Source organism: Ectothiorhodospira marina (assembly GCF_900109495.1).
GTDB lineage: Bacteria > Pseudomonadota > Gammaproteobacteria > Ectothiorhodospirales > Ectothiorhodospiraceae > Ectothiorhodospira > Ectothiorhodospira marina.
Genome location: NZ_FOAA01000001.1, coordinates 289,392 through 309,818, shown reverse-complemented (window position 1 = coordinate 309,818; position 20,427 = coordinate 289,392). Strand labels below are relative to the sequence as shown.

General features: G+C 63.3%; 20 protein-coding genes and 1 pseudogene. 11 read left to right on the top strand and 10 right to left on the bottom strand.

Going from position 1 to position 20,427, the window contains the following annotated elements; translation table 11 throughout:
• Position 1: 1 nt before the first annotated feature.
• Together BMY52_RS01435 and BMY52_RS01430 are read left to right on the top strand one after the other, a co-directional pair.
• Complete coding sequence (locus BMY52_RS01435; RefSeq protein WP_090249911.1) at positions 2-1,000, top strand: DUF58 domain-containing protein; 999 nt, start codon at positions 2-4, stop codon at positions 998-1,000.
• The gene (locus tag BMY52_RS01430; protein WP_090249909.1) at positions 997-3,024 is read left to right on the top strand and encodes a transglutaminase TgpA family protein; all 2,028 of its coding nucleotides are present in this window, start codon (positions 997-999) and stop codon (positions 3,022-3,024) included. The genes BMY52_RS01435 and BMY52_RS01430 overlap by 4 nt, the downstream gene beginning before the upstream one ends.
• 134 nt (positions 3,025-3,158) lie before the next feature.
• On the opposite strand, the gene iscU is transcribed toward BMY52_RS01430, so the two are convergent.
• The 4 genes from iscU to BMY52_RS01410 all read right to left on the bottom strand — a co-directional run bounded on the left by iscU (position 3,159) and on the right by BMY52_RS01410 (position 5,918).
• Positions 3,159-3,593, bottom strand: a complete 435-nt coding sequence (gene iscU / locus BMY52_RS01425) for a Fe-S cluster assembly scaffold IscU (protein WP_090249906.1) — start codon at positions 3,591-3,593, stop codon at positions 3,159-3,161.
• 36 nt (positions 3,594-3,629) lie between these two features.
• Positions 3,630-4,853, bottom strand: coding sequence for an IscS subfamily cysteine desulfurase (locus tag BMY52_RS01420; protein ID WP_090249904.1), 1,224 nt, complete (start codon positions 4,851-4,853; stop codon positions 3,630-3,632).
• Positions 4,854-4,859: 6 nt separating this feature from the next.
• Positions 4,860-5,342, bottom strand: a complete 483-nt coding sequence (locus BMY52_RS01415) for a Fe-S cluster assembly transcription factor (protein WP_090249901.1) — start codon at positions 5,340-5,342, stop codon at positions 4,860-4,862.
• Between the two features lie 123 nt (positions 5,343-5,465).
• Positions 5,466-5,918 carry a DUF1249 domain-containing protein gene (locus tag BMY52_RS01410; RefSeq protein WP_090249898.1) on the bottom strand — a complete coding sequence of 151 codons (453 nt, stop codon included), beginning with the start codon at positions 5,916-5,918 and terminating at the stop codon, positions 5,466-5,468.
• 80 nt (positions 5,919-5,998) lie between these two features.
• On the opposite strand from BMY52_RS01410, the gene BMY52_RS01405 reads away from it, so the two are divergent.
• The 6 genes from BMY52_RS01405 to BMY52_RS01380 all read left to right on the top strand — a co-directional run bounded on the left by BMY52_RS01405 (position 5,999) and on the right by BMY52_RS01380 (position 11,550).
• Positions 5,999-7,633: an alpha-D-glucose phosphate-specific phosphoglucomutase gene (locus BMY52_RS01405; RefSeq protein ID WP_090250518.1), complete on the top strand. Its 1,635-nt coding sequence runs from the start codon at positions 5,999-6,001 to the stop codon at positions 7,631-7,633.
• Positions 7,634-7,917: 284 nt separating this feature from the next.
• Positions 7,918-8,298 (top strand): succinate dehydrogenase, cytochrome b556 subunit, encoded by a 381-nt coding sequence (sdhC, locus tag BMY52_RS01400; protein WP_090249895.1) that lies wholly within the window; start codon positions 7,918-7,920, stop codon positions 8,296-8,298.
• Positions 8,299-8,312: 14 nt separating this feature from the next.
• Positions 8,313-8,693 carry a succinate dehydrogenase, hydrophobic membrane anchor protein gene (sdhD, locus tag BMY52_RS01395; protein WP_090249894.1) on the top strand — a complete coding sequence of 127 codons (381 nt, stop codon included), beginning with the start codon at positions 8,313-8,315 and terminating at the stop codon, positions 8,691-8,693.
• 3 nt (positions 8,694-8,696) lie between these two features.
• A complete protein-coding gene (sdhA, locus tag BMY52_RS01390) occupies positions 8,697-10,487 on the top strand; it encodes a succinate dehydrogenase flavoprotein subunit (protein ID WP_177169797.1) in 1,791 nt (596 codons plus the stop codon).
• Between the two features lie 27 nt (positions 10,488-10,514).
• Positions 10,515-11,297: a succinate dehydrogenase iron-sulfur subunit gene (locus BMY52_RS01385; protein ID WP_090249889.1), complete on the top strand. Its 783-nt coding sequence runs from the start codon at positions 10,515-10,517 to the stop codon at positions 11,295-11,297.
• Positions 11,298-11,304: 7 nt separating this feature from the next.
• Positions 11,305-11,550, top strand: a complete 246-nt coding sequence (locus BMY52_RS01380) for an FAD assembly factor SdhE (protein WP_090249886.1) — start codon at positions 11,305-11,307, stop codon at positions 11,548-11,550.
• A gap of 58 nt (positions 11,551-11,608) precedes the next feature.
• Here BMY52_RS01380 and BMY52_RS15925 read toward each other — a convergent pair.
• Positions 11,609-12,437 (bottom strand): annotated as a pseudogene (locus BMY52_RS15925) (protein YgfX).
• 433 nt (positions 12,438-12,870) lie between these two features.
• On the opposite strand from BMY52_RS15925, the gene BMY52_RS01370 reads away from it, so the two are divergent.
• Entirely contained in the window at positions 12,871-13,866 is a 996-nt protein-coding gene (locus BMY52_RS01370; protein WP_177169796.1) for a Z-ring associated ZapG family protein, read from the top strand.
• A 91-nt stretch (positions 13,867-13,957) separates the two neighbouring features.
• Here BMY52_RS01370 and BMY52_RS01365 read toward each other — a convergent pair whose 3' ends face one another.
• Positions 13,958-14,398, bottom strand: coding sequence for a GNAT family N-acetyltransferase (locus BMY52_RS01365; protein WP_177169795.1), 441 nt, complete (start codon positions 14,396-14,398; stop codon positions 13,958-13,960).
• 211 nt (positions 14,399-14,609) lie between these two features.
• Here BMY52_RS01365 and ygfZ point away from each other — a divergent pair, with 211 nt between their 5' ends.
• A complete protein-coding gene (ygfZ, locus tag BMY52_RS01360) occupies positions 14,610-15,668 on the top strand; it encodes a CAF17-like 4Fe-4S cluster assembly/insertion protein YgfZ (RefSeq protein ID WP_090249879.1) in 1,059 nt (352 codons plus the stop codon).
• 19 nt (positions 15,669-15,687) lie between these two features.
• Positions 15,688-15,843, top strand: coding sequence for a hypothetical protein (locus BMY52_RS15315; protein ID WP_177169794.1), 156 nt, complete (start codon positions 15,688-15,690; stop codon positions 15,841-15,843).
• 6 nt (positions 15,844-15,849) lie between these two features.
• On the opposite strand, the gene der is transcribed toward BMY52_RS15315, so the two are convergent.
• The 4 genes from der to hisS are packed head-to-tail and all read right to left on the bottom strand — an operon-like array spanning position 15,850 to position 20,369.
• Positions 15,850-17,247 (bottom strand): ribosome biogenesis GTPase Der, encoded by a 1,398-nt coding sequence (der, locus tag BMY52_RS01355; RefSeq protein ID WP_090249877.1) that lies wholly within the window; start codon positions 17,245-17,247, stop codon positions 15,850-15,852.
• A gap of 1 nt (position 17,248) precedes the next feature.
• On the bottom strand, positions 17,249-18,406 hold the full coding sequence (gene bamB, locus BMY52_RS01350; protein ID WP_245740486.1) for an outer membrane protein assembly factor BamB: 1,158 nt from the start codon (positions 18,404-18,406) through the stop codon (positions 17,249-17,251).
• Positions 18,407-18,423: 17 nt separating this feature from the next.
• Positions 18,424-19,059, bottom strand: coding sequence for a YfgM family protein (locus BMY52_RS01345; RefSeq protein ID WP_090249874.1), 636 nt, complete (start codon positions 19,057-19,059; stop codon positions 18,424-18,426).
• Complete coding sequence (hisS, locus tag BMY52_RS01340; RefSeq protein WP_090249871.1) at positions 19,059-20,369, bottom strand: histidine--tRNA ligase; 1,311 nt, start codon at positions 20,367-20,369, stop codon at positions 19,059-19,061. The genes BMY52_RS01345 and hisS overlap by 1 nt, the downstream gene beginning before the upstream one ends.
• Positions 20,370-20,427 lie beyond the last annotated feature (58 nt).

Below are 20,427 nucleotides of genomic sequence, written 5' to 3'. Positions count from 1 at the left end.
CATGAAGACCGACACCACCTGGTTTGGTCGAACCCATCAGGCGCTCAGGGAAAGGGCCATCCGCTGGATCCTCCGTCGCCAGCGCCCGGAAGGCCGACAACTCACGCTGAACCGCCGCTGTATCTATATCCTGCCCACCCGCCAGGGGTATACCTTTGCCATGGTGCTGGTGGTGATGCTGCTGGGAGCCATCAACTACAGCAACAGCATGGCCTTCATGCTCACCTTCCTGCTGGCTGCCCTGGGGGCCAATGCCATGTGGCATACGCACCGTAATCTGCTCGGCCTGCGCATCACCCGCCAGCCCGCCACACCGATCTTTGCCGGACAAAGCGCCCAGTTCACCTACACGGTGGACAACCCCAGCCGAGTGTCACGGCGCGGGCTGCTGCTGGAGGCGCCGGGGCAATCCCCCACCGAGTTTGCAGTCAATGCCCGGGAAAGTACCCCGGTCACGCTCAACCTGACGGCACGGCGGCGGGGTGTACTGCGTCCAGGCCGGCTGCGGCTGCATACCCGCTACCCGCTGGGGCTATTCCGCACCTGGTCGTGGCTCAATTTCGACGAGTCGGTGCTGGTGTACCCACAGCCGATCCCGGTGGAACGCCCACTCAGCGGTGAGGGCGAGGATATCGAACCCCAGACCACTCACAACCGGGCGGGCGAGGAGTTCACCGGGGTACGCGCCTACGCCCCCGGCGATTCCCCCCGGCGGCTGGACTGGAAGGCCCTGGCCCGTACCGGCGACATGTACACCAAGGAGTTTCATGAAATGCAGGGCGGTCAGACCTGGCTGGACTGGGAGGGCCTGCCGGCCGCTGACGTGGAGACCCGACTCTCCATGCTCTGCCACCTGGTGCTGGAGGCCCACCGCAAGAAGCTGAGATTTGGCCTGCGCATGCCCGGCGTGGAGATCGAACCGGCCACCGGCGAGCTTCACCGGCAACGGTGCCTGGAGCAGTTGGCCTGCTTCGCGCTGCCCATGGGAGAAACTCCATGAGGCTGTTCACTCCCCGAAACCCCACCAGCACCCAGCCCCGGGAGGAGCGCCTGCCGCAACGTTCCAACGCGCTGCCCTGGCTGATTTTTGCCTTGTGCTTTGCCATGTTGCCGCACCTGTTCAACCAGCCCCCCTGGGTAGTGGCCATGGCGGCGCTGGCTATGGGTTGGCGCGCCCTGGCCCATTGGGGCCGCATGCCCATGCCGGGGCGCTGGCTCCTGGTCATGCTGACCCTGATAGGCACCGGTCTCGTGGTGACCCAGTACGGCACCTTGTTCGGCCGCGATGCCGGCGTGGCCCTGCTGATCCTGATGACGGGCCTGAAGCTGCTGGAGACGCGTGGCTTCCGGGACGCCATGCTGGGGGTTTTCCTGGGGTATTTCGTGGTGATCACTAATTTTTTCTACTCCCAGGAGATCCCGCTGGCCCTGTACATGGTGGCAGCGGTCTTCACCACCACTGCCGCGATGGTAAGGCTCAATGCCGGTGACGGTGCTCAGCCCTGGCGGGAATCCCTCTCTCTGGCTGGCGTGATGCTGGCTCAGGCCCTGCCCCTGATGATCATCCTGTTCCTGCTCTTTCCGCGCCTGCCCGGACCACTGTGGGGCATGCCCCAGGAGGAGTCCGCGGGTGTCACCGGGCTGTCGGACAGCATGTCACCCGGCTCCATCAGCGAACTGTTGCAGTCCGATGCCCCCGCCTTTCGGGTCTCCTTTGCCGGGGAGATCCCGGGTCAGAACCTGCGCTATTGGCGCGGCCCGGTATTCTGGGAGTATGACGGCCGCACCTGGCGCTTCGGTCGTGATCGGGGGGAGGTGCCACCTCAGCCCGTGGCCATCGAGGAGGACCGCACATTCACCTACACGGTGAACCTGGAGCCCCATGATGGACGCTGGCTCCTGGCTCTGGACGTCCCCCTGACCACCCCCCAGGACGCCCGCATGACCGCCGATCACGACCTGGTCTCCAGGCAGCCGGTGCGCAGTCTCATCCAGTACAGTGTCACTTCCCTGCCTGACCTGCCCCTGGAACCGGTATTGAGTGATGGCCGCCGTCGGGCGGCGCTGGCCCTGCCGGACAACACCGCCCCCAGGGCACGGGCACTGGCCCGGGACTGGCGGGAAGCCCATGAAGAGGATGGCGCGGTGGTGGCAGCCGCCCTGCGTCATTTCAACCAGGAGCCTTTCTTCTATACCCTCTCCCCTCCGCGCCTGCCCCGGGACCCGGTAGATCAGTTCCTGTTCGAGTCGCGGGCCGGCTTTTGCGAGCATTACGCCAGCGCCTTCGTGGTACTGATGCGCGCCGCCGGGATCCCGGCCCGGGTGGTCACGGGCTATCAGGGCGGTGAATACAACCGCATGGGGGATTATCTGCTGGTGCGTCAGTCGGATGCCCATGCCTGGGCGGAAGTGTGGCTGGAAAATCGGGGCTGGGTGCGGTTCGACCCCACGGCGGCGGTGGCCCCGGAGCGCATTGAACAAGGGGTTCGAGCCGCTTTATCCGACGATGCCGGCCTGCCGGACTACATGCTGCGCAGCCTGGACTGGGGCGCCATCCGTCTACAGTTGGAACTCTGGCGGGACAGTCTGGATTACTACTGGAGCGGCTGGGTGCTCGCCTTCGGGCCGGAGCGTCAGGCAGAACTGCTGGAGCGGCTCGGCCTGGGTCGCCTGGACTGGCGGGGCATGATCACGCTGATGGTGGTGTTGATCGGTCTGGTGGTACTGGTGTTCGCGGCGATCTTCCTGTGGCGCAACCGCTTGCCCGTGGCTGATCCCTTGTCACTGGTGTATCGCCGGTTCTGTCGCCGCCTGGGCCGCCGGGGAATGACCCGTGCCCCCCATGAGCCACCCATGGCCTTTGCACAACGGGTGAGTCGCGAGCGTCCCGATCTGGCGGAACCCGTAATGGCATTCACACAGGAGTACGTGGCACTGAGGTATGGCAGCCGGCCGGATCCTGAGCGGTTCCGTCGTCTGCGGCGGTTGTTGAGGGAAGTGCGTCCTCGGCGAACACGACAATAGCGCCTCTCGCCTTTGGGGGAGGGGAAGAAATGGCAACGCGGCCACCGTCCCCCTCATCCCCGACCCTTCTCCCCTGAGGGGAGAAGGGAGCTTTCAAACTGGACAGGGAGAGCCCCCTACGCCTACGCCTACGCCTACGCCGGAATCCGCTCCCCCTCCGGCGCCGCGGGTTCACCCACCTCGACGGCTGCCCCCCCCTTGCGGCGGTAATCATCAATGGCCGCCTTGATGGCATCCTCGGCCAGCACCGAACAGTGGATCTTCACCGGTGGCAGCGCCAGTTCCTCGGCGATCTGGGTGTTCTTGATGGAACCCGCCTCATCCAGGGTCTTGCCCTTCACCCATTCAGTGAGCAGGCTGGAGCTGGCAATGGCGGACCCGCAACCGTAGGTCTTGAACTTGGCATCCTCGATCACGCCAGCGTGATTGACCTTGATCTGCAGTTTCATCACATCGCCGCAGGCGGGGGCGCCTACCATACCGGTGCCCACGGAGGCATCCCCCTTGTCCATTGCCCCCACGTTGCGGGGATTTTCATAATGGTCGAGCACTTTGTCGCTATAGGCCATGTTCTATCACCTCTTCGTTCGCGCGTGTGTCAGGCCTCAATGGGCCACCCACTCCACGGATTTCAGATCGATCCCGTCCTGGTGCATTTCCCACAAGGGAGACAGGTCACGCAGTTTCTGCACTGCCGCCTTCACCAGCGAGATCGTATGGTCCACTTCCTCCAGGGTGGTGTAACGCCCCACGGAGAAGCGGATGGAACTGTGGGCCAACTCGTCATCCCGGCCCAGGGCGCGCAGCACATAGGAGGGCTCCAGGCTGGCGCTGGTACAGGCAGAACCGGATGAAACAGCAATATCCTTCAGGGCCATGATCAGGCTTTCACCCTCCACGAAGTTGAAGGACACATTCAGGTTACCGGCCACGCGGTTTTCCAGATCGCCGTTGAGATAGACCTCCTCCATCTCGGACAGGCCCGCCCAGAGTCGATCACGCAGCATCCGCAATCGTTCGTTTTCGGTCCCCATTTCCTCTCGGGCAATACGGAAGGCCTCACCCATGCCGACGATCTGGTGCGTCGCCAGGGTGCCGGAGCGCAGCCCCCGTTCATGCCCCCCACCGTGCATCTGGGCCTCCAGACGCACCCGGGGCTTGCGGGATACGTACAGCGCACCCACACCCTTGGGACCATAGCTCTTGTGAGCGGAAAAACTCATCAGGTCCACGGGCAGCCTGGAGAGGTCCAGCTCCACCTTGCCGGTGGACTGGGCGGCATCCACATGGAAGACAATCCCGCGTGAACGGGTCAGGTTGCCAATGGCCTCCAGGTCCTGGATGACGCCAATCTCGTTATTCACATGCATGATGGACACCAGAATGGTGTCATCCCGAAGCGCGGCCTCGAGCTTATCCAGATCAATCAGGCCGCTGGGGTCCGGTTCCAGATAGGTCACTTCGAAACCTTCACGTTCCAGTTGGCGACAGGAATCCAGTACCGCCTTGTGTTCGGTCTTCAGGGTGACGATATGGCGTCCTTTCTTCTGATAGAAATGGGCAGCCCCCTTGATGGCCAGGTTATCGGCCTCGGTGGCACCACTGGTCCAGATGATCTCCCGGGGGTCGGCGCCTACCAGGGCGGCCACATGTTCGCGGGCCTGTTCCACGGCCTGCTCCGACTCCCAGCCGAAGCTGTGGGAGCGAGAGGCCGGGTTGCCGAAGGTTCCTTCCCGGGTCAGAAAACGGCTCATGGTCTCGGCGACCCGCTCGTCCATGGGCGTGGTGGCGGCGTAGTCCAGATAGATGGGCAGTTGCAAGGCCATGATTCCTCCTCAGGCGGCGGTGCGGCGGAAGATGAAGTGCTGGTGGGCGCGCTGATGCTGGGCATCCTGACGTTGAGCCACCTGCTGCACCTCTGGACGGTTGGAGAATTGGTCCAGCGTGATACCGTCCAGAAAGCTGTACAACTGCTCACTCAGGTCGTCCCACAGCTGGTGGGTGAGGCAGCGCTCGCCATCCTGACAGGTGCCCTTGCCAGCGCAACGGGTCATGGTCACGTTTTCGTCAACGGCGCTGATGATGCGCGCCACGGTGATCTCATCCGACGGCCGCGACAGCCGATAGCCACCGCCCGGGCCACGAACCCCTTCCACCAGACCGTTCTTGCGCAGCTTGGCGAAGAGTTGCTCCAGATAGGACAGGGAGATCCCCTGGGATTGGGAAATGTCTGCCAGGGTGACCGGGCCGATCTTGTCATGGATGGCCAGGTCCAGCATGGCGGTCACTGCATAACGGCTTTTCGTCGAGAGTTTCATGACGGGCCCCTTCCTCGGTTGTCAGGCTGCTTAATTCCTGAGCTAACTAGTCAGGATTTAGACTGGTTTTACGATAACCGAGTAAAGAAGTCAAGAATTGGGGCAAAAAAAACCACCCCCGTATCAGAAACGATGCCCTTGCCGCAGACAGTAACCCAGCCACTTGAAGAGGAAGCGATTGAAACGCCAGCGGCACTGCAGGGCCTGCCAGTCGGGATGGTCCCCCAGACTCACCTCCTCGCCTGTACATCGACTGTGACGGCCCAGCACCTCCACCTGTCGCGCATCGTGATACACCCTCACCCTCAGGTTGGGGCTGCGGCGTGCGGAACGATCCCCATCCGCATCAAAGTGGTAGGTGAGCAGCAGTGTGGTGGTGTAGGGACAGCACTCCAATACCTCCAAGTGCAGATCCATGACGCCGGGTACATGGGACACCCGAGGAGATGCCAGCGACTGGGGCTCGGGGCACAGCTGCCGCAGGCGAATGTAGTTCACCTCATACAGATCCATCAGCGCCGCAAAACTGCGAGGCACCGGATCCAGGTAGGCGGGCTTGGAGGCTTCGAGCAACATGGCGGGATGTTAGCACAGGGACAGGGCGCCCAGTATTTGCTAACTTTATCCCCACAATTCATGCAGGAAGGCCGATGTCCATGAAGATCCGTCGTGTGGAAACCACCCCCTTCTCCGACCAGAAACCCGGCACCTCCGGTCTGCGCAAGAAAGTGAAGGTCTTCCGGCAACCCCACTACCTGGAAAACTTCGTCCAGGCGGTGTTCGACGTGCGCCCGAGCCTCAAGGGAGGCGTACTGGTGCTGGGGGGAGATGGCCGTTACTTCAACCGTGAAGCCATCCAGATCATCCTGCGCATGGCCCTGGCCAATGGGGTGGCTCGGGTCATCGTCGGTCAGGGCGGCATCCTGTCCACACCCGCTGCCTCCTGCCTGATCCGCAAGTACAAGACGCAAGGCGGTCTCATCCTCTCGGCCAGCCACAATCCCGGTGGCCCGGAAGAGGACTTCGGCATCAAGTTCAACACCCCCAACGGCGGCCCGGCCCCCGAAAAGGTGACGGGGGAGATCCATGAGCGCGCCTGCGAGATCACCCACTACCGCATCGCCGACATCCCGGATCTCGACCTGGACACCCCCGGACGCACCACGGTGGGCCCCATGGTGGTGGCGGTGGTGGATTCGGTGAACGATTATGCCGAACTGATGCAGTCCCTGTTCGATTTCGACCGCATGCAGGCCCTGTTCAAGGAAGATCGGTTCTCCATGCGCTTTGATGCCATGCACGCGGTGACCGGCCCCTATGCGCGCCGCATTCTCGAGGACATGCTCGGCGCCCCGGCCGGTACCGTGATGAACGGGCAGCCCCTGGAAGATTTCGGCAAGGGGCATCCCGATCCCAACCTGGTGCACGCCAAGGGGCTGGTGGACACCCTGTTCAGGGACAATGGACCCGACTTCGGCGCGGCTTCCGACGGCGACGGGGACCGCAACATGATCCTGGGACGACACTTCTTCGTCACCCCAAGCGACAGCCTGGCGGTGCTGGCCGCCAATGCCCACCATGTGCCCGGCTATGCCAAGGGCATCCGCGGCATCGCCCGCTCCATGCCCACCAGCCAGGCAGCGGATCGGGTGGCCGAGAAAATGGGCATCGAATGCTTCGAAACCCCTACCGGCTGGAAGTACTTCGGCAACCTGATGGATGCCGGTCGGGTCACCCTGTGCGGCGAGGAAAGCTTTGGCACCTCTTCGGATCATGTACGGGAAAAGGACGGTCTGTGGGCCGTGCTGTTCTGGCTCAACCTGCTGGCCGTGCGGGGTGAGTCGGTGGCGGACATCGTGCGTGATCACTGGCGCCAGTTCGGGCGCGATTTCTACACCCGGCACGACTACGAGGGTGTGGATGCAGCTCAGGCCGAGGCGGCCATGAACCAGGTACGTGGGCAACTGACCGCACTCAAGGGTCGCCGCTTCGGCGACTTCACTGTTGCCCAGGCCGATGATTTTGCCTACACGGACCCGGTGGACGGCTCGGTGGCCGAGGGTCAAGGCCTGCGGGTGCTGTTCGAGGGTGGTGCACGGTTGGTGTTCCGGCTCTCCGGCACCGGGACGGCGGGTGCCACGCTACGACTGTATGTGGAGCGCCATGAAGCGGATCCGGCGCGCCACGGAGAAGACACCCAGGAAGCCCTGGCGCCCCTGATCGGGATTGCTGAGGAGATTGCGGGCATCCAGACTCACACGGGCCGCGAAACGCCCAGCGTCATTACCTGAGCCAGCATTCCCGGCAAACGGCTAAAAGTATATAATTCAAGGGAATTTTACGATCCCGCCTTGCGGTGCGCTGGCAGACCTGCTATCTATAAGCGGATTTGATGCAGCGCGACATTTCGGATGCCCACCTGTGGACCTCTCCTCGGGCGGGCTGCATCCACCCTGTCAGTATCTCCAAGCGAACGCTGTGCCTCCGCCCGCTGTCGGTCATTCCACTCCGGGCGATCAGGCATTCACCGTTAACCGCCCCCTGATCGGGCGCACCCAGGCGGAGCCGTCGATCCATGCCAAACGATAACCGACCGTTATCACCCCACCTGCAGGTGTACAAGCCGCAGCTGACATCGATCCTCTCGATCTTTCACCGGGCTACCGGCGCCATACTCAGCCTGGCCAGCCTCCTCCTGATCTACTGGCTCGTCTCCCTGGCCTCGGGTCCGGAGGCCTTTGCCCGCGCCGAAGCCTTGCTGCATAGCGGATTCGGACTGTTTGTCCTGTTCGGTGTCACCCTCTCCCTGTTCTACCACCTGGGCACGGGCATCCGACATCTGATCTGGGACACCGGGCGTGGCCTGGAGATCAAGCAGGTCTACCTGAGCGGCATCCTTGCACTGGTGGCCACCCTCATTCTCACGGCGATCTTCTGGATCTTCGTGCTTATCTGATCGGGGAAAGCATCATGAGTCTTCGCACACCATTGGGGCAAGCACGCGGACTGGGTTCCGCCAAAGATGGCACCCATCACTGGTTTGCCATGCGCCTGAGTTCCATCGCCATGGTACCGCTGATGCTGTGGCTGATCTTCAGCCTGGGCAGCCTGGCTGGTGCCGGCTTTGCAGCCACCACCGCCTGGGTGGCGGCCCCCCTGAACACCGTATTGCTGATCCTGGCCGTGGGGACGCTGTTCCACCATGCCCACATGGGGCTGCAGGTCATCATAGAGGACTACGTGCACAGCGAAGGCATCAAGTTCGCAAGCCTCATCGCCGTGAAATTCCTCATGTTGCTGCTGGCGGTCACCGGGATCGTCGCCATACTGCGCATTGCTTTCGGGAGCTGATTGATGAAGGGCGACTACAAGATAATCGACCATGCCTACGACGTGGTGGTGGTCGGTGCCGGCGGCGCCGGCCTGCGGGCCACCTTCGGCATGGCGGAAAAGGGCCTCAAGACGGCCTGCGTCACCAAGGTTTTCCCCACCCGCAGCCACACGGTGGCAGCCCAGGGGGGCATTTCCGCGGCCCTGGGCAACATGGGCGAGGACGACTGGCGCTGGCATATGTACGACACCGTCAAGGGCTCTGACTGGCTCGGTGACCAGGACGCCATCGAATACATGTGCCGTGAGGCCGCCCCGGCCATCATCGAACTGGAACACTATGGCGTGCCCTTCTCCCGCACCGAGGACGGCAAGATCTATCAGCGCCCCTTCGGTGGCATGACCACCCGCTTCGGTGAAGGCCGCGCTCAGCGCACCTGTGCTGCCGCCGACCGCACCGGCCACGCCATCCTGCACACCCTGTATCAGCAGGCCCTGGCCCATCAGGCCGAGTTCTACATCGAACACTTTGCCACCGACCTGATCATGGACGGTGACACCTGCCGCGGCGTGTTGTCCCTGGACCTGGTGAACGGCACGCTGCACCGTTTCAACGCCCACTTGGTGGTGCTGGCCACCGGGGGTTACGGGCGCAGCTACTTCTCCTGCACCTCGGCCCACACCTGCACCGGCGACGGCATGGGCATGGCGCTGCGCGCCGGTCTGCCCATGCAGGACATGGAATTCGTGCAGTTCCACCCCACCGGCATCTATGGCGCCGGCTGCCTGATCACAGAGGGCGTGCGCGGCGAAGGCGGCTATCTCACCAACTCCAAGGGCGAGCGCTTCATGGAGCGCTACGCCCCCAACGCCAAGGACCTGGCCTCCCGCGACGTGGTCTCCCGCTCCATGACCGTGGAGATCAACGAGGGCCGCGGCGTGGGCGCCAAGCAGGATCACATCCACCTGCACCTGGAGCACCTGGGACCCGAGGTGATCAACGAACGCCTCCCGGGCATCGCTGAAACCGCGCGAATCTTTGCCGGTGTGGACGTGAGCAAGGAACCCATCCCGGTACTGCCCACGGTGCATTACAACATGGGCGGCATCCCCACCAATTACCGTGGTGAGGTGGTCACCCTCAAGGATGGCAACCCGGATCATGTGGTGCCGGGCCTCATGGCCATTGGCGAAGCCGCCTGCGTCTCGGTGCACGGCGCCAACCGCCTGGGATCCAACTCCCTGCTGGACCTGGTGGTGTTCGGCCGTGCCGCCGCCATTCGCGCCGCCGAGATCGTCGGCGACATCGGCGCCTCCGTGAAATCCCTGCCCGACGGCGCCGCCGACAAGGCCCTGGAACGCCTGGACCGCCTGCGCTACGCCGATGGGGCACGCTCCACCGCCTCCATCCGCGATGACATGCAGCAGTGCATGCAGCGCTACGCTGCCGTGTTCCGCACCGGCGAAACCCTTCAGCAGGGCTGTGATCGCATGGACGAGGTCTTCACCTCCTTCGGCGATGTGCGCGTGACCGATCGTTCCCTGATCTGGAACTCGGACCTGGTGGAAACCCTGGAGCTGGACAATCTGCTGGGCTGTGCCGTGAGCACCATCCGCTCGGCGGTCAATCGCCCCGAGAGCCGTGGCGCCCACGCTCGCGAGGACTGCCCCGACCGGGATGACGACAACTGGATGAAGCACACCCTGTCCTGGGTGGACGACCAGGGCAAGGTCCGGCTCGACTACCGCCCGGTGCATCTGTACACCCTCAGCGACGATGTGGACGTCGTGCCGCCCAAGGCACGGGTCTACTGATCCGCGGACTCAGGAGAACGCAAGACCATGGCTCAGTTCATACTGCCCATCAAATCCCGGGTGCAAAAGGGTAAGACCTTTAAGGCCGAGGGTGCTTCCAGCACGAATATCAAGCGCTTCGTGATCTATCGCTGGAATCCGGATACGGACGACAATCCGCGCCTGGATACCTACGAAGTGGATCTGGACGCCTGTGGTCCGATGGTGCTCGACGCCATTATCAAGATCAAGGACGAGATCGACCCCACCCTGTCCTTCCGTCGTTCCTGCCGCGAGGGGATCTGCGGGTCCTGTGCCATGAACATTGATGGCACCAACACCCTGGCCTGCACCAAGGCCATCGAGGACATCAAGGGGGATGTGCGCATCTACCCGCTACCGCACATGAACGTGGTCAAGGATCTGATCCCGGACATGACCCACTTCTACGCCCAGTACGCCTCCATCAAACCCTGGATCCGCACTCAGACGCCACCGCCCCCGGACAAGGAACGCCTGCAGTCGGTGGAAGACCGGGCCAAACTGGACGGTCTGTACGAATGCATTCTGTGTGCCTGCTGTTCCACCTCCTGCCCCAGCTATTGGTGGAACGGAGATCGCTACCTGGGCCCGGCCATCCTGCTGCAGGCTCAGCGCTGGATCGTCGACAGCCGCGACGAGGCCACCGGCGAGCGCCTGGACGAACTGGAAGACCCCTTCAAGCTCTACCGCTGCCATACCATCATGAATTGCACCCGTACCTGCCCCAAGGGACTGAACCCGGGCCAGGCCATCGCGGAGATCAAGAAAAAGATGGTCTTGCGCAAGTGATGCACGCATGAGCGAGCTTTCCCGACTGCGCTGGCGTTGCCGGCGCGGCACCAAGGAGCTGGACCTGATGCTGGAGGGCTTTGTGCTCACCCAGGGGGAAACCCTGTCCGCCCAGGATCTGGATCGCTTCGAGCAGGTGCTGGATCAACAGGATGATGACCTGCAACGCTGGTTGCTGTATGGCGAGCCGGTGGAGGTGGAAGCGATCCGGGGGATGATTCAGCGGGTTCGGGAGCACTTCCTGAATCGCTGAGGCCCCGGGCTTTCCGGGGCCTGGGCATTCGCGGCCAGGGGCCGCTCCCACGGGGGACTCAGAAGGTATTGACCACCTGGGCCACCCCGGGCACTCGGGCGCGCACCAGGCGCTCCACCACCTGCTTGAGATCCAGCGCGGATCGGGGGCAACCCACACAGGCGCCCTTGAGGCGAACCCGCACGGTGCGATCCTCGATGTCCACCAGCTCAATATCGCCACCATCTTGCATGAGGATGCGCCGAGCCTCCTCCACTGCCAGTGCCACCTGCTCGAACACCACGGGCCCATCAGCGGGCAGGACTTCCCGCTCCCGCGCCGCCAGTGTCTGGGCGCGATCCAGGCGCAAGGCCAACTCCGTGTCCACCTCTTCGATGGCGTCCAATTCTGCCTCGCTGTACACATGACCGGGATCCGGATGCAGTAACGCCTCCAAGGGTTTGGATTCATCGGCCATCAGCACCCTCCCGCCGGGACCACCGGCTTGTCAGTCGAGTCAACATACCCGCTCCCCCGCCTTGGGTCACCGACGCCGCTGCACCCGCAACCCCCGCCCTGAGTCGAACCCTGAGATGCCGGAAATCGTCTGCACCCACGGCATCCGCCATCAGCGGCAAACGATGATACCGGCCGCACTCACAACGCATGGACAGCAGTACCAGTCGGGGAAGCACCACCGTGTCCGGCAGTATGCACACCATGACATGCGCCCCACCAGTCTGCCTTATCCACCATTGTCCATCATCATCACAGCCCAGCGCGTCGATCCGTGCACCATGCCCGACCATCATGGCCAGCAGGCCACCCAGCAGCAATATCACCAATCCTGCTTTGACGGTCATCGGTGCACCACTGATGAGTACCGTTCCTGCCGCGGCCCAATACATGGCCCGCATGACCCGGCCCGCCCACTTCGAGGGGGTCACCATCACGTAAAGCGCTTTATTGTCCCGCTTCCTGTCCATGATCAATCATCCCTGTTGACACCCAAGGCACCCCCCGCGCAATGTCCACATGCGGAGCCTGGGCACCCGACCGACATGGGGCCACCGGCTCCGCCCGGCGTGAACAGCCAGAAGAATGCCCTGGGGGGTGCACCATACCTTATCTTTTTACTGGGCTAACAACCAGTTAAAGTCTGTCAAGGTGCAGCATACGCGGCGATTCTTGTGCATAATGTGCATGCCGGATAGCATCATAAAAACTGCGACTCAGTGGAGCAATCAACGTGCGGTCGTCCAAGGACGCCGCGGGCTAACCGCCGCTGCGGATCCCCGTCTGGGCGCGGGGCCATCGGCGGCCTATCTGCAGGAGATATCTATGTCATCATCAGAGATAGCCGCGAATTTACGCGACTTCATTACACTCGGTGGAAATGTCCTCACCGTGGCCGGTTTCGTCGGCGCTGGTCTACTGGGCTTCTGGTTCGGCCGTCAGCAGGGCGATGCGGGCCGCGTGCTGGAACTGCAGTCCGAGGTGGAAAATCAGCGCCGCAAGCTGGAAAGCTACCGATCACAGGTGAACAGGCACTTCGAGAAGACCGCCACCCTGTTCACGGGAATGGCCCGTTCCTACCGCGACCTCTACGAGCACCTGGTGGATAGCTACGACCGCCTGGGCGAGGGGCCCTCACAACAGTTCCTGCCGCGTCGCGCTTCGGCCCTGCTGGAGTTGTCCCGCGAGGAACAGCGCCGCGCCATCCCGAGCACTGCCCGCCCAGCTCAGCCTGAACCCAAGCCTGAACCCAAGCCGGCCGCAGCCGCTCCGCAGCAGGCCGCCAAACCGCAGCCCCAGGCCAAACCGGCCGCCCCACAGGCTCAGGCCAAACCCCCGCAGAAGCCGGCTGCCACCGCTGCCAAGGCCACTGATCCGCGTGGCGCCACCGCCTTCAAACCGGAACAGCAGGCTGCCAAGCCCGCCGCAACCGCCGCCAAACCGGCAGCTGCCAAGCCTGCGGCGCCCGCCAAGCCCGCCGCAACGGCCAAACAGCCCGCTGCCGCCGCGGCCAGAGCGGCGCAAAAGCCCGGTACCACGGGTAAGCCTGATCCGCGCGGCGCCACGGCGTTCAAGCCCGAGGCCCAAAAGCCGGCGGCCAAGCCGCAACAGAGCCGGCCCGCTGCCGCCAAGCCGGCTCCCAAGCCTGCTGCTGCGCCAAAGCCCGCGGCTGCCCAGGCCAGCCGCCCCGCACAGCGCAGCACCATGACCTTCAGACCCGCAGGTAAGCCCGGCACCATTCCCGGCGCCACCGGCGTCCTGAAGGAGCCTGGCCAGCCCGACCGCATCCGTGTCAAGGGTGGCAAGGGCCGCAGAAAGTAAGCAGATCCAAGCGGTCTGATCGGGCTGTCAAGTCCCGTGGAAGCGAGGCCCCGCACTGTCGGGGCCTCGTCTCGTTCAGGCGTCGTCCTGGTTACGCAGAGGCCGACTGGCGAGAACGCCATTGCATGGTCAGTTCGTCCTTGCCCATATCCGCATGCTCATGCCGTTCCAGCACTTCGAACCCATGATGTCGCAAAAATGCCACGGCACGATCATTATCGGCGAATACCGCCGCCTCCAGGGCCGGTCGACGGTCTTTTACAAAATCCAGTAACCGGCTCCCCAGGCCTACACCCTGGCAACAGGTAGCCACCATCACCTCCAGCCGTGAAGCCTGCAACCAGCAAAATCCCCGCACCTCGCCCCCTTGCTCCAGCACCCAGATCTCTGCCTCCTTTGGTGGCGCATCCGGCATCTGCTCCACCTGCTGTTCCCAGAACTCCCGAGGCAGAAACCAGTGGGCCTGGGCTGCGGACTCCAGGCGGATTTGCCTGATATCGGCAAAGTCGTCTGCGGTTGCTTCACGAATCATGGATGCTCTCCGGCGAGATGGCTCCTCGCGATTCTGAACGATGGCCTGTGTGATTTGGTCGTAACAGTGTATCGAGGAACGCGGCCCCCCTGCCATCCCCGATGCAGCACCAGGTCATCATGGCAACCGGTTGTGGTAGTGGCTTTATCCCGGGGCTCCTTAGTAAGATGACAACCCTGAATTGAACCCTGTCAAAGAGGCATAGACTCCGATGAAACCCGAGTGGAAGGACTTCCTGCTACAGGCGGGTGCCGAGATGGATGAGCAGCGCGTCTCGGATTTTGGCAACCCGGAGCGGGAAATGAGCGTGGCGATCACCGGCGATGTGATCTGTGACCTGTCCCATCACGGGCTGATCGGCGCCTACGGGGAGGAGACCGTTCAGTTCCTGCAAGGCCAACTCAGCAACAATGTGCCGGACGTGGACGAACACACCAGTCGCATGGGTGCCTATTGCAGCCCCAAAGGACGCATGCTGGCCAACTTCCGGCTCTTCAAACGCGGCGAAACCTACTACCTGCGTCTGCCCCGGGAACAGGTTCAATCAACACTCAAGCGTTTGTCCATGTTCATCCTGCGCGCCAAGGTCACGCTGGAGGACGCCGATGATGCCCTGGTGCGGATCGGGGTCTCCGGCCCGCATGCGGTGGAACAACTCCAGGCAGCACTAGGCAAGGCCCCACCGGAAGCAGTGGATCAAGTCACTCAGGAACGGGGGCTCACGGTGGTCCGGGTGCCTGGCCTGCACCCGCGCTTCGAGATCTATGGGGAGCTGGATGCCGTGACCCGGCTGTGGCAGAACCTGAGCGTCCGTTCGGCGCCGGTGGGTGCCAACCGCTGGGGGCTCCTGGACGTGATGTCCGGTGTGCCGCACGTGTACCCGCAGACGGTCGAGGCCTTCCTGCCACAGATGACCAACCTGCAATTGCTGGGAGGCGTCAGCTTCAACAAGGGCTGCTTCCCGGGTCAGGAGGTGGTGGCCCGCACCCAGCACCTGGGCAAGCTCAAACGCCGCATGTACCGCCTGCACCTGCCGGTGAACGATGCACCGCCCCCGGGGGCCACGTTGCATGACGCCTCTGTGGACGCCACACAACCGGTGGGACGTATCGTGGAAGCTTATCCCCACCCCGACGGCGGCGTGGAGGCGCTGGCGGTGTTACAAGTCGCCAGTGCCGAGGCGGGTGAACCTCGCCTGGAATCAACCAGCGGGCCCGCCGCCCAGGTCCAGCCGCTACCCTACTCATTCGATCTGGCTGCGGCCACTTGAGACCGGATCGGAGGACACCGTGAGATTCCTCTTCTTCCTTTTCGTCATCATCCTGCTGCTGTTGTGGGCGGCCTTCTACAGCCGCCCCAACAGTCGCAAGCTCTCCAACACCCTGTATGGCACGGCAGCCTTCCTGGCGGTGTTATTCGTGGCAGGGTACCTGCGATGGGTCTGACGGGCTTTAACGCCCCTTCTTCACGTGGCGCATCATCCGCTTGCGCTTGTGCTGCTGGCGCGGCGTAAGGGTGTTGCGCTTGTCCTTGTAAGGATTGTCGCCCGTGCGAAACTCCATGCGAATGGGCGTGCCCACCAGCTGCAGGTGCTGGCGGAAGTAGTTGGTCAGGTAGCGCTTATAGCTGCCGGGCAGTTGATCCGTCTGGTTCCCGTGAATGACAATCACCGGCGGGTTGCGACCGCCCTGGTGGGCATAGCGCAGCTTGATGCGACGCCCCCGCACCAACGGTGGCTGATGCTCGGTCACAGCCTTCTCCAGCAGGCGGGTGAGCAGCGAAGTGCCCATGTCCGCGCTGGCGGATTCGTGGGCGCGTTGCACCGCCCCGAACAAATCCCCCACCCCACTGCCGTGCAACGCCGAGATGAAACGCTTTTCGGCAAAATCCAGGAACGGCAGCTTCAACGACAACTCCATGCGCACCCGCTCGCGATCATCCTGTGTCAGCCCATCCCATTTATTGATGGCCAGCACCAGGGAACGACCCGCCTCCATCACCATGCCCAGCAGGTGGGCATCCTGCTCGGCAATCCCCTGACGAGCATCCAGCAGAAAAATCACCACATGTGCGGCTTCGATGGCTTGCAGGGTCTTGACGACGGAAAACTTCTCCACGGTCTCATGCACCCGCGCACGACGCCGCACACCGGCGGTGTCGATCAAGGTGTAGATCCGCTCATCACGCTCGAAGGGCACATAGACACTGTCCCGCGTGGTGCCCGGCAGCGCCGTGGCCAGTACCCGCTCTTCCCCCAGGATGCGATTGATCAGGGTGGATTTGCCCGCATTGGGACGCCCGACAAAGGCAATGCGAACACCGGGCCAGCGCTCCTCGTCTTCCTCCCGGGCCTCCGCTTCCGGCAGCAGATCCCGTACCCGCTCCATCAGGCGATTGACCCCCCGGCCATGGGCGGCAGCGATGGGCACCGGCGTGCCCAGACCCAGGGAGAAAAAGTCGGTGGCGGCACTGTTGGCATCAATACCGTCGGTTTTGTTGAGCACCAGCAGCAACTGCTTATTGAAGCCACGCAGTTCCTCGGCAATGGTCTGATCAGCGGCACTCAGCCCTTCCCGGCCATCCACCAGAAACAACACCACATCAGCCTCGCGAATGGCCTGCAAGGTCTGCTGGGCCATGAGGGTATCCAGGGTCTCGGCCTCGCCGCTCAGTCCCCCCGTATCCACCACCATGTAGCCAAATTCACCCACACGACCGATGCCATACTGGCGATCCCGGGTGAGCCCCGGCATATCGGCCACCAGGGCATCCCGGGAGCGGGTGAGTTGGTTGAAGAGGGTGGATTTACCCACGTTGGGACGCCCCACCAGGGCGATGACCGGTTTCATCTCAGTTCTCCGATGGCAGGGTGAAGGCGCTCAGGCGCCCTCCCCGGCCCAGGGTATACATCACCCCGTCGCGCACCTGGGGCACGCCCATGATGCCTTGATGATCTCCCCGGGCACGCCCCACCAGGGCGCCGTCCTCAGGAGAGATCCAGTGTAGATAACCTTCGTAATCGCCCACCACCAGGTGCTCTCCCAGAACCACGGGCAGGGTCACCCGACGCAGGCGCAAACGGTCCTGCTGCCACAGGGTGGCACCATTACGGCGATCCAGGGCCCAGACATGACCCTCGCTATCGGTGAGAAACAGCATTTGACCCGCCACCGAGACCCCTCGATAGGACGACAGATCCCGTTGCCACAAAACTCGCCCATCGGACAAGGCCAGTGCCATGACCCGGCCTTGGTAACCCGCGGCGTACAGCACGCCATCCTCCACCGCCAGCGCGCCATCCACATCGGCCATGCGCTCCAGCTCCGATCGACCACTGGGGGTGGATACCGTCGCTTCCCAGAGTACGTTGCCCCGGCCGAGGCCGAGCATGACCACCCGTCCATTATCAAATCCCGCCGCCACGCGACCGGAAAACATCAGCGGTGCCCCCGTCCCCCGCAGGCTCAGGGCGGGCGTGGTGCGCCCGGCTGTCCAGCCTGTCTCACCGGTGCGCGCATCCAGGGCATGCAAGCGGCCATCGTTGGTACGAAAGACCACAGCCCCCTGGTCCACGCGGGAGATGCCCTGGACTTCGCTGGTGAGAGTGCGTCGCCACAACTCGTCCCCGGTTTCAAGACTCAAGGCGATGGCGTGCCCCTTGCCCGTCCCCACAATGACCCGGTCCCCGCCGCCGCTCACGCCCGCGGTAATGGGTTCATTCAGGTCCACCTGCCACAGACGGTCACCGTCATCCAGCGCATGGGCGCTCACGCGCCCACGCGCATCCACGGCCACCACGGACTCCGGCCCCAGGAAGGGAGACAATTGCAGGTACTGCCCATCCGATCCGGCGCCGGTATTGCGGGACCAGAGTCCCTGCGGCTCAAGCGTCGCCTCGAAGTCCGGCAGGGGCGCCGGTGGCTCGGACGTATCTCGGCTCCACAGACCACACCCGGTGAGCAGGACGGCGGCCAACAGCAGCACCAGGATTCTTTCACAGGCTATCATCCAGACCCTCTCAATCCTCACTGGGCACCCGTTGCATCAGCTTCACTCAGGTCATCCCGTTTCATGCGCAGATAATCTGCCACACCTGCGGAAGCGAGGATGGCTCGATCGTAGGCCGCTCGTGCCTCCGTGGGTTCGTCGAGCCCCCGATGGGCATCACCGCGCAGTTCCTCCACCAGGGCCAGAAAGCCTTCCGGTATCTCACCGTCCAGGGTATCCAGGGCATCCTGATAGCGGCCATCGGCAATGAGCACTCGCGCCAGTCGCGCCCGGGCCAGATGTTTCTGATCATCGTAACGGGTGCGATCCATCACCCAACGCAGGTGCGCCTCAGCGCCTTCCAGATCCTCGGCCTCAGCCGCCATGCGGGCCAGATCCAGGGCCGCCAGTGTCGCATAGGGTGTGCCCTGGAAGTCCTCCTTCAGCATCTGACCCTGCTCGGATGCAGCCTCGGCATCCATGCGGGCCAGACCCTGCATGGAAAGGTAGATCTCGGAAGCCTGGATGGACTGGTTCTCCACGTAGCCGGTCCACATCCTCCAGCCCACGAGGCTGCCAATTCCCAGCAGCAGGCCCAGGATCACCGCCGTGCCATTCTCGCTCCACCATTTCTTGATGGCCTCAATGCGGTCCTCATCGGTGGGTTGTGACATCAATCATTCTCCGTCGGTCTAGTTTCAGCCGTGGCCAGGTCCAGAGCCTGAGCCAGATGGTGTGCCAGCGCTTCCTGGGTCACGGTGTGCTGTTCAGTCTGCCCTTCCCGCAAGGGCTTGACGGTCACCCGGCCTTCGGCCAGTTCAGTCTCACCCAGGATCAGGGCCAGCTGGGCGCCGCTGCGATCTGCCCGGCGCATCTGAGCCTTGAAGCCGCCGCCACCGCAATTCATCTGTAGACGCAGCCCGGGGAATTGGTCACGCAACTGCTCGGACAGTTCCACCCCGGCGGAGCCGGTACCTTCCCCGGCCAGCATGAGGTAGACATGGGGCGATGGGGCCATTGGCAGACCGCCGTCAGCTTCCAGCAGGCTCAACAGGCGTTCGATGCCCATGGCGAACCCGGCTGCCGGCGTGTGACGCCCGCCCAGCTGTTCCACCAGGCCATCGTAGCGGCCACCCGCGCAGACGGTGCCCTGGGCACCCAAGGCGTCGGTGATCCACTCGAACACGGTGCGGCAGTAATAGTCCAGCCCCCGCACCAGCCGCGGATTGATGGTGAACGGCACATCTGCTGCACGCAGCAGGCACTGGAGCTGCTCGAAGTGTTCTCGCGACGATGCATCCAGATGATCCAGCAGGCTCGGGGCCTCCTGAATCATCGCTCGCATCTGAGGATTCTTGCTATCCAGGATACGCAGTGGATTGGTCTCCAGACGCTGCCGCGCATCGTCATCCAGTACCTCCGCATGGGCCTTGAAATAATCCACCAAGTGCTCACGGTAGGCGGCGCGCGCCTCGCTGGAGCCCAGGGTGTTGATTTCCAGGCGTACGTTGCGAAGCCCGAGACGTCGCCACAGGCGAGCAGTCAGGAGAATCAATTCGGCATCAATATCCGGCCCTTCCATGCCGAAGGCCTCCACGCCGATCTGATGAAACTGCCGATAGCGGCCCTTCTGGGGGCGCTCATGGCGGAACATGGGGCCGGCATACCACAAACGCTGCTGCTGGTTGTGCAACAGGCCGTTCTCCACGCCGGCGCGCACGCAGCCGGCCGTGCCCTCGGGACGCAGGGTCAGGCTATCGCCGTTGCGATCCTCGAAGGTATACATCTCCTTTTCGACAATATCCGTGACCTCGCCAATGGACCGGGCAAACAGATCCGTCTGTTCGACGATGGGCATGCGGATTTCCTGATAGCCGTAACTGCTCAGGGTCTCGCGCACCTGTGCCTCAAACCACTGCCAGGCGCCCGTTTGTTCTGGCAGGATGTCGTGCATCCCGCGGATGGATTTGATCTGCCTACTCATTCACTGTCCGAAAACTGGATGGGTCAAGAAAATTGGGGGATGGTTGGAGGATCAAGGG

What these genes read in the sequence shown, in the direction of transcription:
- BMY52_RS01435 (WP_090249911.1), top strand. Translation starts at nt 2, where the DNA reads ATGAAGACCGACACCACCTGGTTTGGTCGAACCCATCAGGCGCTCAGG.
- BMY52_RS01430 (WP_090249909.1), top strand. Translation starts at nt 997, where the DNA reads ATGAGGCTGTTCACTCCCCGAAACCCCACCAGCACCCAGCCCCGGGAG.
- iscU (WP_090249906.1), bottom strand. Translation starts at nt 3,593, where the DNA reads ATGGCCTATAGCGACAAAGTGCTCGACCATTATGAAAATCCCCGCAAC.
- BMY52_RS01415 (WP_090249901.1), bottom strand. Translation starts at nt 5,342, where the DNA reads ATGAAACTCTCGACGAAAAGCCGTTATGCAGTGACCGCCATGCTGGAC.
- BMY52_RS01410 (WP_090249898.1), bottom strand. Translation starts at nt 5,918, where the DNA reads ATGTTGCTCGAAGCCTCCAAGCCCGCCTACCTGGATCCGGTGCCTCGC.
- BMY52_RS01405 (WP_090250518.1), top strand. Translation starts at nt 5,999, where the DNA reads ATGAAGATCCGTCGTGTGGAAACCACCCCCTTCTCCGACCAGAAACCC.
- sdhC (WP_090249895.1), top strand. Translation starts at nt 7,918, where the DNA reads ATGCCAAACGATAACCGACCGTTATCACCCCACCTGCAGGTGTACAAG.
- sdhD (WP_090249894.1), top strand. Translation starts at nt 8,313, where the DNA reads ATGAGTCTTCGCACACCATTGGGGCAAGCACGCGGACTGGGTTCCGCC.
- sdhA (WP_177169797.1), top strand. Translation starts at nt 8,697, where the DNA reads ATGAAGGGCGACTACAAGATAATCGACCATGCCTACGACGTGGTGGTG.
- BMY52_RS01385 (WP_090249889.1), top strand. Translation starts at nt 10,515, where the DNA reads ATGGCTCAGTTCATACTGCCCATCAAATCCCGGGTGCAAAAGGGTAAG.
- BMY52_RS01380 (WP_090249886.1), top strand. Translation starts at nt 11,305, where the DNA reads ATGAGCGAGCTTTCCCGACTGCGCTGGCGTTGCCGGCGCGGCACCAAG.
- BMY52_RS01370 (WP_177169796.1), top strand. Translation starts at nt 12,871, where the DNA reads ATGTCATCATCAGAGATAGCCGCGAATTTACGCGACTTCATTACACTC.
- BMY52_RS01365 (WP_177169795.1), bottom strand. Translation starts at nt 14,398, where the DNA reads ATGATTCGTGAAGCAACCGCAGACGACTTTGCCGATATCAGGCAAATC.
- ygfZ (WP_090249879.1), top strand. Translation starts at nt 14,610, where the DNA reads ATGAAACCCGAGTGGAAGGACTTCCTGCTACAGGCGGGTGCCGAGATG.
- der (WP_090249877.1), bottom strand. Translation starts at nt 17,247, where the DNA reads ATGAAACCGGTCATCGCCCTGGTGGGGCGTCCCAACGTGGGTAAATCC.
- bamB (WP_245740486.1), bottom strand. Translation starts at nt 18,406, where the DNA reads ATGATAGCCTGTGAAAGAATCCTGGTGCTGCTGTTGGCCGCCGTCCTG.
- BMY52_RS01345 (WP_090249874.1), bottom strand. Translation starts at nt 19,059, where the DNA reads ATGTCACAACCCACCGATGAGGACCGCATTGAGGCCATCAAGAAATGG.
- hisS (WP_090249871.1), bottom strand. Translation starts at nt 20,369, where the DNA reads ATGAGTAGGCAGATCAAATCCATCCGCGGGATGCACGACATCCTGCCA.